12 protein-coding genes and 1 tRNA gene are annotated in these 12,725 nt (G+C 62.2%); 4 read left to right on the top strand and 9 right to left on the bottom strand.

Features of this window, described 5'->3' with window-relative positions; genetic code table 11:
- Nucleotides 1-53: 53 nt before the first annotated feature.
- Both AAF563_21665 and AAF563_21660 read left to right on the top strand, forming a co-directional pair.
- Nucleotides 54-1,217, top strand: coding sequence for an aromatic ring-hydroxylating dioxygenase subunit alpha (locus AAF563_21665; protein ID MEM7123898.1), 1,164 nt, complete (start codon nucleotides 54-56; stop codon nucleotides 1,215-1,217).
- Nucleotides 1,218-1,277: 60 nt separating this feature from the next.
- Complete coding sequence (locus AAF563_21660; GenBank protein ID MEM7123897.1) at nucleotides 1,278-1,727, top strand: thioesterase family protein; 450 nt, start codon at nucleotides 1,278-1,280, stop codon at nucleotides 1,725-1,727.
- 26 nt (nucleotides 1,728-1,753) lie between these two features.
- Here AAF563_21660 and AAF563_21655 read toward each other — a convergent pair whose 3' ends face one another.
- Nucleotides 1,754-2,320 carry a MarR family transcriptional regulator gene (locus AAF563_21655; protein MEM7123896.1) on the bottom strand — a complete coding sequence of 189 codons (567 nt, stop codon included), beginning with the start codon at nucleotides 2,318-2,320 and terminating at the stop codon, nucleotides 1,754-1,756.
- A gap of 85 nt (nucleotides 2,321-2,405) precedes the next feature.
- Here AAF563_21655 and AAF563_21650 point away from each other — a divergent pair, with 85 nt between their 5' ends.
- Nucleotides 2,406-3,122: a hypothetical protein gene (locus tag AAF563_21650; GenBank protein ID MEM7123895.1), complete on the top strand. Its 717-nt coding sequence runs from the start codon at nucleotides 2,406-2,408 to the stop codon at nucleotides 3,120-3,122.
- Between the two features lie 61 nt (nucleotides 3,123-3,183).
- Here the strand turns inward: AAF563_21650 and AAF563_21645 are convergent, their stop codons facing one another.
- The 3 genes from AAF563_21645 to AAF563_21635 all read right to left on the bottom strand — a co-directional run bounded on the left by AAF563_21645 (nucleotide 3,184) and on the right by AAF563_21635 (nucleotide 5,899).
- Nucleotides 3,184-3,414, bottom strand: coding sequence for a hypothetical protein (locus AAF563_21645; protein ID MEM7123894.1), 231 nt, complete (start codon nucleotides 3,412-3,414; stop codon nucleotides 3,184-3,186).
- A 44-nt stretch (nucleotides 3,415-3,458) separates the two neighbouring features.
- On the bottom strand, nucleotides 3,459-4,304 hold the full coding sequence (locus tag AAF563_21640) for a TauD/TfdA family dioxygenase (GenBank protein ID MEM7123893.1): 846 nt from the start codon (nucleotides 4,302-4,304) through the stop codon (nucleotides 3,459-3,461).
- A 98-nt stretch (nucleotides 4,305-4,402) separates the two neighbouring features.
- Nucleotides 4,403-5,899 carry a lipopolysaccharide biosynthesis protein gene (locus tag AAF563_21635; GenBank protein ID MEM7123892.1) on the bottom strand — a complete coding sequence of 499 codons (1,497 nt, stop codon included), beginning with the start codon at nucleotides 5,897-5,899 and terminating at the stop codon, nucleotides 4,403-4,405.
- 395 nt (nucleotides 5,900-6,294) lie between these two features.
- Between AAF563_21635 and AAF563_21630 the strand changes: the two genes are divergently transcribed.
- Nucleotides 6,295-8,019 carry a hypothetical protein gene (locus AAF563_21630; protein MEM7123891.1) on the top strand — a complete coding sequence of 575 codons (1,725 nt, stop codon included), beginning with the start codon at nucleotides 6,295-6,297 and terminating at the stop codon, nucleotides 8,017-8,019.
- Between the two features lie 48 nt (nucleotides 8,020-8,067).
- On the opposite strand, the gene AAF563_21625 is transcribed toward AAF563_21630, so the two are convergent.
- The 5 genes from AAF563_21625 to AAF563_21605 form a co-directional block, all read right to left on the bottom strand.
- On the bottom strand, nucleotides 8,068-8,820 hold the full coding sequence (locus AAF563_21625) for a ZIP family metal transporter (protein MEM7123890.1): 753 nt from the start codon (nucleotides 8,818-8,820) through the stop codon (nucleotides 8,068-8,070).
- Between the two features lie 455 nt (nucleotides 8,821-9,275).
- Nucleotides 9,276-9,351: transfer RNA gene (locus AAF563_21620), tRNA-Asn, on the bottom strand.
- A 53-nt stretch (nucleotides 9,352-9,404) separates the two neighbouring features.
- On the bottom strand, nucleotides 9,405-10,304 hold the full coding sequence (locus AAF563_21615) for an ABC transporter permease (GenBank protein ID MEM7123889.1): 900 nt from the start codon (nucleotides 10,302-10,304) through the stop codon (nucleotides 9,405-9,407).
- Nucleotides 10,301-11,263 (bottom strand): ABC transporter permease, encoded by a 963-nt coding sequence (locus AAF563_21610; GenBank protein MEM7123888.1) that lies wholly within the window; start codon nucleotides 11,261-11,263, stop codon nucleotides 10,301-10,303. The genes AAF563_21615 and AAF563_21610 overlap by 4 nt, the downstream gene beginning before the upstream one ends.
- Before the next feature lie 177 nt (nucleotides 11,264-11,440).
- The coding region (locus AAF563_21605; protein MEM7123887.1) for a peptide ABC transporter substrate-binding protein at nucleotides 11,441-12,725 on the bottom strand (1,285 nt) is incomplete at its 5' end.

Here is a 12,725-nt window from a genome sequence, read left to right as displayed (position 1 = left end):
GGCGAACAGCCGGTCTTAGCGTTTTGCCGGCCTAGAAACCTGGAGCTGCCCCCATGACAATGCCCGGACATCGCGATCTTCTTCCCGGTGGCCTGGATGCCGATCCCGGCCGGTCCTACACGATGGCGTCGCGGTACTACATCGATCCGGACGTGCTGGTGCTGGAACAGGACCGTATCTTCGCGCGCTCCTGGTTCTTTGTCGGCCACGAGAGCCGACTTGCCGAACCCGGCGCCTACATGGCCGTCGACTTTGCCGATGAGGGCATCATGCTGGTGCGCGGGCGCGATGGTGTGCTGCGCGCCTTCTACAATGTCTGTCAGCATCGCGCCCACCGCCTGGTCGAAGGCGAGGGTAACCTGAAGCTCACCATGACATGCCCGTATCACGCCTGGGCCTATGATCTTGAAGGCAAGCTCAGAACCGCGCGGGGCTGCGAGAACGTCGATGGTTTCGACAAGGCGGAGTTCGGGCTTAAGCCGGTGCGTGTCGAGACGATGTTGGGACTGGTCTTCGTCAACCTCGATCCCGATGCGCCGGCGCTGAAGGAGCAGTACACGGGGCTTGAGGAGGAGATCCTGAACTACACGCCGCGCGCCGGTCAGCTCGCCTTCGCGTGCCACAAGGAATACGACCTCCAAGCCAACTGGAAGGTCGTCATCGATAACTTTCAGGAGTGTTACCATTGCGAGCCCGCGCATCCGGCTTTCGTCGATCTGGTCGAAATGCCGACCTACCGCAACCGGGTGCATGACTATTGGTCGTGCCAAACCTCCGACAAACCCCATGCCCGCGATAGCAGCGCCTATTCGTTTGAGCCGGGCGACGTCGACTTCGGCTACGCCGGCTTTTTCGTCTGGCCTAATCTGACGATCTGGCTGATGCCGGGTGAACCCAATCTGATGACGCTTCAGATGTTGCCCGACGGTCCCGAACGCTGTCACGAGCGGCTCGACTGGCACTCCCTGGGCGGTGCGACGACCCAGCAGGCCGCCGACGCCATCGCCTACATCGACGACATCCTGCAGCCCGAGGACATCGCGCTGTGCGAAAGCGTCTTCAAGGGTCTGAAGTCGCGCGGATATGACCGCGGCCGCTTTATCGTCGACCGCGACCGCAGCCATATCAGCGAACACGCCGTCCACCACTTCCATACGCTGGTGATGGAAGCCCTGGAGGGTAAGACGCCGGCGCCCCAGCGCGAGGCCGCCGAGTAGACGGTTCGCCGGCCGCGCCTTACCCTGACGTCATCTAAGGGCGTTGGGTAAGGAAACCGCATGAGTCTCGAGAAGCTGTTCAGCGAACCAGTCCAGGAAAGCTGGCTGGACCCCTATGGCCACGTGAATGAGGGCTACTACCTCGTCGGCTTTGCCGATGCCGCCTGGGCGTTCATGGACCACTTCAAGGTCGGCACCGACTACTTCGAGCGGACCGGCTGCGGTTTCTATACGGTCGAGACCCACCTGCGTTACCTCAACGAGATCCGTGCACCCGCGGTGATGGACTTCGAAGCGCTGGTGTTCCAGGTCGATCAGAAGCGTTGCCGCTACGGCATGATCATGCGGGTCGACGGCAGCGAGTGCGCGACCTTTGAATGCGTCATGCTGCACTTCGATACGCGCGCCGGTCGGACCGCGCCGATCAGTGAGGAGACGCTTGCGGCAATGCAGGCGGCCGCGGTTCCGGAACTGCCGGACTGGGCGGGCCGGTCTGTTGGGCTGAAGTAAGCTAGTCGGCTTTGTCCGCCTGGCGATCAGGCGGCCAGTTCCTGCTCAAGACAGATGCGCTCGCTGTCGTTCGCTGAGAGCTTTTCGTCGAGAAGGTCGCATCGATGGGGCGCGCCGTTCGGATCGTTTTTCCGAAAATAGCGGCAGGTACGGCAGACGCCGAACGCTCTGCCGTCGCGCTCCAACAAAATCCGCCTCAACAGTTCTTCCAGGCCTGTCGCCACGGCTTGGCGCTCGGCCGCCGATAGGGACGACGCGGCTTCCGTTGTTGCGGTAAGCGGATCGCGGGCAAGCAGTCTGGTGCCCTTGGCGGTCAGATCCATGCGTACCTGGCGCCGGTCGCCGGGATCCGCGGTCTTTTTGATCAGACCCTTGCGCTCCAGTGCGTTCAGGGACTGGGACACCGTGCCCTTGGTGATGCCGAGATAGGCGGTGAGGGCGGATGGCGTGCGCGAGAATCTGTTGGCCCGCGATAGGTAGCGCAACGCTTCCCATTGCGCCGGTTTAAGGCCCTCTGCATGCCCTTCGTTCTGCAGAACACGCGACAAGCGATCGAGGATTTGGGCAATGTCGTTCGACGCATCCATGGTCATATAGTATCGACTCAAAACTACTATTGCAAGGTGACCCCGTGAGGCCTACAAAGGAGGTATCGAGTCGATACTAACGGAGATGACCATGAGATCCTTCATTCTTGCAGGTGCATTTCTCGCTGCGGCCGCACATCCTGCCTCGGCGCACGATATCGAGAGCCCGACCAATCCCGATGCCGAACCGGCCTTTGACATCACCACGGCATCGGCTTCGACGAACGGCCGGCTGGCGACATTCATGATGGAGGTTGCCGGTGCCGCGGGTAGCGTCAAACCCGAACCTATCGGCCAGCTTGCCGGCTCCAAGGTGGGCGCTTACGTCTGGCCCACGAACCTTGATCCGGCCACCGTCGGTTTCGATCCGGGCTCGGGAATCCTGGCGCTCGCCATCACGGCCCACCCGGACTTTGATGACACACCCTTGTTCGATGAGAACAACGATGGCGACCCGGCCAATGATGGCGCGGATTGGCACTCCCATTGGGTCGTGCTCGTCGAAGAGGAGGCCTGCGGCGCCGGTTTGAAGGTGCGTGATGTCTCGCCAGGTGTCGATCTTCTGCCGGCGACGGCGCCTTATCTGCCGATTGCCTTGGACAGTCCCGGTATGAGCCCAATCCTGAACGGGAGCGTGGCGACGATCACCGTGCCCATCAGCGCGGACGAGACCGTGGCCTTCGATGCCGTGACGGCGGAGTTGCAGGTGAACGCCGATGCCACAGCACCGCTGCTGTGCGTCACCGGCGTTTACGACGTGGCATCGGGTGACCTGTCCCTGCCGGGTCGCGTCATGACGGAAGAATAGAACGCCTGATACCGTCGTTTGTGGTGGGCGTTATAGGCGGCAGATGGTGGCGGTGCGCTCGTCAGCCGGCAGATTTTCTTGCTGGCGCGGGCGCGCCATACTCAGCGATGAAATCCTCGAACGCCTTGTCGAGGGCGTCGGCATCGGCGTAGTCGTCGAGATGCTCCAGCAGGACAACGAGCAGGTAGTTGTTCCCAAGGTGCCATCTGTTGTTCAGCGCGCGTAGGCGGGCATAGGCCGCTTCGCTCAGCGCGGCGTTGAAGCGTTTCGGCAGGGGGTAGCGTTTGGCCATGACCGTCTCTCCATAGCCTGCCGGGCGCCCGGCCTGGCTATGCTCTAGTGATAGGGTCGATCGCCCAGCACGGTGATCCGATGCATGCGGCGGTGCCCGGCAAAGTCGGACGTCGCCAGATGCATGGTGCAGCGGTTGTCCCAGATCGCCAGATCGTAGGGACGCCAGTGCCAGCGGATCTGATAGTTCGGGTGTTCGGCGATCTCGCAGAGCATGCGCAGGATGTGATCGCTCTCGACCCAGGACATGCCTTTGATGCGATGCGTGAAGACGCGGTTGACGAACAACCCTTTGCGCCCGGTCTCCGGATGGGTGCGCACCACCGGATGTTCGACGGGCGGAAAGCGCCGGACGTCATCCAGTAGCTTCTCCAGTCCACCGGGACCCTTCAGCACGGCTTCCCCGAATGAATTGTAATAGTCGTGGGTCGCGACCTTGTCCTCGATCATGTCGCGGATCGACGGTGACAGGGCCTCATAAGGTCCATAGAGGCTCGACCACAGCGTATCGCCGCCCGACGGCGGCACGATCTGGGCGTGCAGGATCGACGCCATGGCCGGTTCGGCGCGGAACGTCACGTCGGTATGCCAAGCGTCGTTGTAGTCGCTCTTCGGCGTGCCGTCCTGCTCGATCACCGTGACTTCCGGCTGATCATCGACGACGCCAAAGTAAGGATGCGGCGGCTCGATCTCACCGAAGCGCTTGGCGAAGGCGAGGTGGTCGGACGGGCCGATCCGCTGATCCGGCAGAAAGACGACCAGGTGGTCGAGCAGCGCCTGCTTGATATCAGCGAAGGTCTCGTCGTCCAGACCATGGGAAAGGTCAACGCCGTGGATCTCCGCGCCCAGCGTCGGAGTCAACGGACGTATCTCAAGGTTTGCCCGCGTCATCGGCTTTCTCCTGGTTCGTGGCGCGGATCGCCTTCCGCGCGCCAGTCGGTTCAGTCTGCCACTGTTCCACCAAAACCGCGAGATGCGTCACGCGATGGTCAGAAGGTGGGGATCAGGCGTCTGAGTGGGCTCGGGACGCGCCGCCTGACCTCCTGGACAAGCCAGATGCCATCAGGGCCCAGAAACCAGATGGGTTTGATGAAACAGGCGCCATAGATGATCAGGCCGGTGACCGCCGCTTCGATCAGGAACCGGAAGATCGCGGGCACGTCCGACCAGACGAACGTTTCGCCGAGCACCAGGGCCACCAATACCGGTAGGGCAAGCAACAAGCCGGGCACATTGGCACGCGCGAACCGGCGCCAGCCTGTATCCAGGAGCCGGTTGGCCAGGACGATCGCTAGAATGTAACTCAGCGCGTAGGCGACCACGACCGCAACACACACACCCTCAAGACCCCACCGCGTCCCGATGATGGAACCCGCGATGATGAGGGCTGTGAACAGGCTCTGGCGAACGATCAGTTCGCGAACCGTGCCGAGCGCCATGAAGACGACGGTCGCGACCCGCGCGCTCAGCATCATGACAAGGGTCAGCGAGAGGATCGCCGTGGGGCCGACAGCCGCGACCCACTGGCTGCCCAGAAGCAGCGCGACCAGGCCGTCGGCGGCATGGCACAGGAGAACGGTGAGCGGACCTGCGGCCAGCGCGCACAAGGCAATCGAGCGCAGGTAGCCGCGGGCCAGCCGCTCTTTGTCGTTGTTCATGTCGGCCATGACAGGGAACAGCACCTGTGGCGAGCCCAGCAGCGTTTTCGGGAAATCGACCAGGCGGTTCGCTCGGTTGAAGAGGCCGAGGGCATCGGCGCCGAGCGCGCGGCCGATTACGAACTTTGCCGCTTGGCCCGACAAGACCATCAACGCCCCGACCAGGCTCATGCCCAGGCTCAGCTTCAAGAGGTCGCGCATATGCCGTGTGATGACAGGGATCGGGTTGAAGCGCGCGGCAGCGAACATCATGGCGGTCCTGACGACAGTCGACGTGATGCTCGCGGTGACAAGGGACCACACGCCAAACCCCGCCCAGGCAAGCGCGATGGCGACCGCGGTGCTGGCGAAGATCGTCGAGATTAGGTCCGTGATGGTTAGGAACCGAAATCGCTTGCGCCGCTTCAGCAAGGCCGAGGAGAGCGCGAGGAAGGGATTAAGCAGGATGCTCAGGCACAGCACCCTCATGATGTCTGCGAGGGCCGGCATGTCGAAAAACGTGGCAATCGCGTCCGAACCGACCCAGATCAGCGCCGCGACCAGCAAATGCAGGATCAGCATGCCTGTGAAGGCGTTTCGGATATGCAGTGTGGTCAGGTCCTGGCGCTGGATAACCGCTGTAGGAAATCCGCCCTGGACCATGCCGGACTGCACGATACCGATGAAGATCATTGCGGCGGCAAAAATGCCGTAGTCTTCGAGGGTCAGCAGGCGCGCGAGGATAGCGACCGATGCCACGCTGACGACCATCAAAATGACGCGGCCGCCACTGACCCAAGCCATCCAACCGATGGTTTGTGATGATGTCTTGCCGCGCGTGCCCTTCAAGTCGTCACCTCAGCGCGCTGTGCCGTGCCGCCGCCGTCACGGCGCCGGTAACTCCATTGAGCATGTGGTGCTGGCAGTTAAAACAGTCGAAACACGCTTGAGACGGCCACATACAGTCGCTTGCCAAGTCGTTACGGCACCTGAATAGGCGATGTGAGACAGTATTACCAGCATAAGGCGTACCACTTTTGATCGTATCCAGTCGAACTTCTTAGTTGTTTCATTTGGGTGGTCGCACGCTTTACCTTTGGTGGAGTTTTTTGTTTAGAAGTCCCGGCATTGCCGGAGCTCATGTGTGCAGGCGTTTGGCCGGACATCGCAGCCCAAGGCTTACGTCTTCGCGAAAAGGCGTCCCAAGGTTTGGTCAATGGGGATGCTAGCAGGATTGGTTGTCGATGACGTGTTCGAGTAGACGGCAGAACCGGTTTGTCCGCGCTTTCGTTGGCGTGCTCGGTTCTGGATCAGGCGAGGCTGTGGCGCCAACGACGATCTGCGGTCATGCCGCGACGACGGTGAGTGTCGGTGCGGCCACCGTGACGTTTGTCGACCATGATGCAGCTCAGCCGTTCGTAAGAGACGGCTCGGCCGATCTGGCGTTCTATACTGGTCGACCGTTCTTCGAGAACAGGCTGCTCGACGAAAAAACCCATGCTGACGCCGCGGCGTTGGACGGCAAGTTTGCACGGCTGGCGTTCTCGCCCGAAGGGATTGAGCTCGCGACTGATTGGCTTGGTGCCGGCGCGATTTACCATACGATCGAAGGCGGACGGCTCCATTTCGCGACGCATCTGGGTCTGCTTCTGGAGAGCTTGTCGGAGCTGCCTGACCTCAATGACATGGCCGTTGCCTCCCTGCTGTTCGGCCGTCAGCAGGTGTTCGAGGAAATGCACTTTGCCGGCACCTACAGATTGCCGCCGGCGGGCCGCATCACAGCCTCGCTCGACCAGGACGGCAAGGCCAAGGTTGATATCGATCGCGGGACGGGGCTTAGCGCGCTGTTGGATGTCGACGCGCCGGCGTGGACCCCGGATTCCCTGCGCGACATGATCGAGAATGGCATTGAGCGCGACGCCTATGATGATCAAAGCGTGCTCATGCTGTCGGGCGGCAAGGACTCGCTGATCATCGCGCTGACACGTGCCGCCCGCCCGGGCTATGCCGCGACGTTCGGCGAGAGCTTCTCCATGGACATGCTGAGAGGCAAACAGCGGGCGCGCAGGCTTGACTTCGAGTTTATCGATCTGCCGTATCAGGACTGGACGCTCCTGACATATGCCGACGAGATCGTTGGGCTGCACGCCGGTTGTTCCGGATTGCAGACGGCGCACAACATTGTCGCTTTCGATCAGGCCAGCCACGTCGCGGACCGGGCATCCATTGGCTTTTTGGGCGATGTCTTCCGCGGCAAGAGGCTCGATAAGTTAGGCAGCCCCGATGACGTGAACCTCGTGCGGTCGCTGTTCTTACGGGAACGCGGCGACAATCGCGATTATCTGAGCCTCTACGAAAAAGAATGGGCGATGATCAAGGAGCATGTCGAGGGTCTCTATGTCGACCTGAAGCGCGATCACGGCTCGCATCGGGCCTATGTCTTGTTGAAGGTCCAGTGGATGCAGTCGGGCTGGCTTTCCAACACGTTCGACCTATGTGACTGGTTCCTGCCGGTTTCCTATCCGTTCATGCAGCGCGATCTCTTGGCATCCTGGCTGCAGTCGGACCTGGCGTCACCCCAGACGCGGCGGGTCTTCGACGTCGCGCTTGCGCAGGCATTGGCCGAGCGCGGCATGTGCGACGACTTCCGCGGCACGATGCCGAACCGCTTGTGGAACCGGTCGCGCAACATGGCCTATTCGGTTCCGCGCGGCCGTAACACGATCGGCAACTGCTACTGGCGCTCGGTCATCAAGCGCTCGCAGCGTGACATGAAGCTGGCGGACTGCGGCAACGAACGCCTTAACGAGGTCTCCAGACGGTCGTGGCAGAACGCGCAGTCGCGCAAGAACTGGGTCGACTTCCCGGTCGTCTACATGTCGGCGCCGATCGCCGCCGCACGCGCGCGCTGGGGCGGCAAACCGACGCCGAGAGCGAACGATACCGATCAGACGGCGATTGCGGTCTGATCGGTATCAACGTGCCGCCATGTCAATGGGCTGAGCCGCACGAATGCCCTACGTCCAGATCGCAACCACCGCCATCAGCGCAAAGCCAAAAACCACCGCGGAGAACTCGCGGACGTCACAGCAGCGCGCGACAAGCGTTCCATTCGCCAGACCGTGCAAGGTGCCGAGATAGAGGAATGTGCCGGCCGCCAGCGCCTTGAGTGTCGGCGCAACCAGCGGGTACTCCGCGTCCCATTGGGTCGCGATCGCGCCGCACGCAACGCCGAGCGGAAGAAAGAAGACGAACACGGTAAAGGCGATATAGCGGCTGGCGCGCGCGAGCGGGCTGCGGGCGAGTGAGACCGCGAGGGCAAAAGACGCCGCCCATTTGTGTGCGATGATCGCGATGAAAATCACGATGGCGACGGCGCCCGTGCCGCTCGTCCCCAGCGCAGCGCCGGCAAGAAACGAATGGATCGAGAGCATCAGGGTTGCCAGGAGTGCCAGGACGGCGTTTCCGTCGCTTGCGCCTTTCGCCGCGGCACCGACGTGTTCGAGAAGGAGCAAGCCGAGGACGACCGCGCCGCACAACATGAATGGCCAGGGGTAATCGACGCCGGCGGAGACGAAATCGCCCGCGGAATCGCCCAGCATATGAATGAGCCCCGCACCCAGAAAGACACCCGCGGCTATGGCTTCACCGCGCGCAGCGACCGTCCCTTCCGCATCGAACTTGCGACCGATCAGGACGGGCAGCCCCGCCGCAAACGCGACGATGACGATCACGACGGTCATGCCCAGGAGGTAGATGTCTGGGCTCATTGTCTTGCCCCTACGATGGAGGCGGCGCGCATGCGAGCCGCGTCGTGGTCAAGAACATCAATGTCGAACACGCAGGTTTCCCAAGGCATCGTGGCACACTCCTAACCGGTATCAGAAAGTCCGTTATGTCTGTTTACATGACCGATATGTTATAACATTACATATCGTAGACAATCTTTTTGCTCCGTTGCTTCTTCGCTGTTCATGAGCGCCGATGTCTTTGATCGCGGTTGAGAGGGTGCGCGGCTCGCGGGGTTAAAGCAGGCGCCACGAATGCCATCATCGACGATGGTGAGAGTGTGGGCCGGACCGAGGCTCTTCTTGCCCGGCAACTCGTGCCGGTTAGGCTCAACGCGACGACGCTGTTCCTATCAGCCGCCATGAGCCGGCGGCGCTGCCTGGTGTCCCGAAACAAAAAGGGGTCGGACCATTTCGGCCCAACCCCTTGATCGAATTGGCTCCGCGGACAGGACTCGAACCTGTGACCTAGTGGTTAACAGCCACCCGCTCTACCAACTGAGCTACCGCGGATCAGTGGGATGTGGGGGATATAACAAACCCTAAGCTGCCGTCAATGACCGTGGTCACGACGGGTCGGCGCGCGGATCAAAGATATCCTGCAGGCCGTTACCCAGCAGGTTGCAGGCCAGGACGGTCAGGAAGATTGCCAGGCCTGGATAGACCGCCAGCATCGGCGCCTGCCAGATCAGGATCTGAGCGTCGGTCAGCATGTTGCCCCAGCTTGCAAGCGGCGGCTGGATGCCAAGCCCCAGGAAACTAAGGACCGATTCAAACAGGATGACGTTGCCGACGGCGAGCGTCGTCGCGACGATGATCGGACCGGAAACGTTGGGCAGGATGTGGCTTAACATGATCCGCAGGGCGCCAGCGCCCTGGGCGTGGGCGGCCAGCACAAAGGTGCGCTCGCGCAAGGTCAAGGTCGCGCCGCGCACCAGGCGCGCCACCGTGGTCCAACTGACCAGCGACACGATGACGATCAGGCGCACGGCGTTCGACGATCCCTCGAGGTCGCCGAGCCCCAGTTTCGACAGGTCGACCGCTGCCAGGACAATGAGCAAGGGCAGCAACGGCAGCGCGATGACCGAGTCGGTGCAGCGCATAAGGAAGTCGTCGAGCCAGCCGCCCCGGTAACCGGCGATCAGACCGATGATCGTGCCGATGATGGCCGAGGCAACGGCGGCGATCAGACCTGTGGCAAGCGAGACCCGTGCGCCATAGAGGAGGCGGAGGAAGACGTCGCGGCCGATTTCGTCCTGACCCAGCAGGTAGGCGGCGGACGGGCCGGCGAACCGGCCGGCCAGGTCGACGTCGGACGCGGTATGGCCGAGCCAGAGCTCAAACAACGGCGCCATCAGCGCCAGCACCGCGAAGACGATCAGAATGAGGGCGCTCAGCATCGCGACGGGACGTTGCATCAAGCGGGCGATCAGGCCGCGCCGGCCTTGGATGGCGATGTTGCTCATGCCGGACCTCCGCCGTAACGGATGCGAGGATCGAGCGCGGCATAGGCGATATCGGCGATGATGTTGGCGACGAGCGTCAGCAGAGTCGCGATGAGGAGGCCGACCAGGGCGACGTTGTAGTCGTTGGCCAGGATCGAATCGAACATCAGCTTGCCCATGCCCAGATAGCCGAACATGGTCTCGACCACGAGCGCGCCGGAGACCAGGGTGCCGAAACCCAGCGCGACGATCGTGACCACCGGGATCATGGCGTTGCGGAACGCGTGGCCCATGACGACACGGCGATAGGAGAGGCCCTTGGCACGCGCGGTGCGGACGTAATCTTGACGTAGCGCCTCGATCATTTCGCCGCGGGTGAACCGGGTAATCGCGCCGAGCCCCGTCAATGTCAGCGCCGCGACCGGCAACACCAGGAACTGCGCCTTACCCCACAGCGTCTGCGCGTCGATGCCGGAACCGCCGGCCGGCAGCCAGGCCAGATCGACGGCGAACAGATAAATCAGCAACAAGGCAAGCCAGAAGACCGGCATCGAATAGCCGGCCAGCGCAACAACGTTGACACCCAGGTCCAGCGGGCCGTTCTGTCGGATCGCCGCCAGAACGCCCAGCGGAATTGCGATGGCGAGTGACAGGACAAAGCTGATGCCCATCAACCACAAGGTGTTCACCATGCGCGGCGCCAGGATCTCCAGAACCGGCTGGCGGTAGCTGCGCGAGAACCCGAAATCGCCCTGCAGCGCGTTGCCCAGCCAGGCCGCGTAGCGGCTCAGAAGCGGCTGGTCGAGGCCATAAACGGCGCGCAACTGCGCCAGATCCTCTGGCGTCAGCGTCGGGTCGGCCTGGAACATCAGGTCGATCGGATCACCGGGCATCAAGCCAATGAGAAGGTAGATCACCAGGCTCATGACCAGGAGAACGATCAAGGCGCCGATCAACCGGCCGATCAGAAACCGGAGCATGGCGGCCTCCGGCGGTTGGCGTGAGGTCCACTGACGTGGACGCGGCGCCGGCCCGCTCCCCCACCACCGGGGCAAAACGCCGAGAGGCGTTTTCGCCGAGACCGCCCGCGGCAGTACTCTCGGGGAGGCCGGGCGGGGGAGCGGGCCGGTGGTGCTGGCGGAACGAAGTGGTTCACATCAATCACTGGCGCGCCACTCTTCGACCCAAAGGGTGGAGGGAAACTGGTTGCCGGTCGGGCGAATACCGGTCAGCCAGTGGGGCGTGACATAGGCGGACGCGCGGAAATAGAGCGGCAGGACCGGAAGCTGATCGGCATAGATCACCTGAAGCCGGCGCCACAAGTCCTTGCGCTTGTCCACATCCAGCTCGACCTCGGCCTCGTCGATCAGCCGGTCGACCTCGGGATCGCTGAAGCCCGTGTAATTTTGCCCTGACCAGCCGTTCTCCGCGGTCGGTATCCGTGTCGAATAGAGGGTCGACTTCGGCAGGTTTTCCGGTGAGCTAAACCAGGCGAACATCGCCAGCGCCTTATACTCGCGCCGCGAAATCGTGTTGCCGAAAAGCACCCTGGGTGGCTGGTTCTCGATGATCGTCTCGATGCCGATCTGGCGCCATCCGTACTGCAGAACCTGCTCCACCAGACCGCGCTCATAGTTGCCGGCGGTCGACATCAAGGTTAGCGAGAGCCTGTCTCCGGCGGCATTGCGGCGGATGCCGTCGGCGCCGATCGTGGTCCAACCGGCTGCTTCCAAGAGTTCACGCGCCTTGTCGGGATCATAGGGGTAGGTCGGCAAGTCGTCGGCGTGCATGGGATCGAGCGGATGCACGAAGCCGTTGGCGACGATGTTCTTGTCGTCGAACAGGCTGGCAACGATGGCTGAACGGTCTGCCGCGTAGAGCAGGGCGCGGCGAACCCCGACGTCAGCCAGGATGGGGTTGGAGAGCAAGACGTCGATGTGCTCGTACTGCAGGCCCGGTTTGAAGACGACGTCGTAACGGTCGCCAAACCGTTCCTGCAGATAGAGGCCCTGGTCCAGCGACAGGCCGAGTTCGCCGGGAACGTAGTCGACGGAGCCCGACAGCAGATTGGCCTGAAGCGCCGATGTGTTCTCGATCGCGCGCACGGTAATCCGGTCGAACTGCGGCTCTTCGCCCCACCAATGGGGGTTGCGCTCCAGCACGATGTAGCTGCCGGTTTCCACCGCCGTGACGCGATAGGGGCCGTTCCACAGGCCGGGATTGGTAGGATCGCGATCGAACGCCGTCTGATGGCGATAGTTCTCGGGATCAGCGATAGCAAAGCTCTCGACATGAGCCGGCAGAACCGTAAATCCATTAAGAGATTGATACTGATAGTCGAGTTTATTCACATGGAGTGTGAATGTCTTTTTGTCCTTAACGTCAATTGTGAGGATATCGCTGTAACCCTCTTGACCAATGAAACCTGCGGCCGGTTCGCGG

The sequence above is a fragment of the Pseudomonadota bacterium genome (assembly GCA_039028155.1).
Taxonomy (GTDB): domain Bacteria; phylum Pseudomonadota; class Alphaproteobacteria; order SP197; family SP197; genus JANQGO01.
The sequence above is the reverse complement of the archived record's forward strand: the minus strand, read 5'-3'. Positions and strand labels throughout refer to the sequence as shown.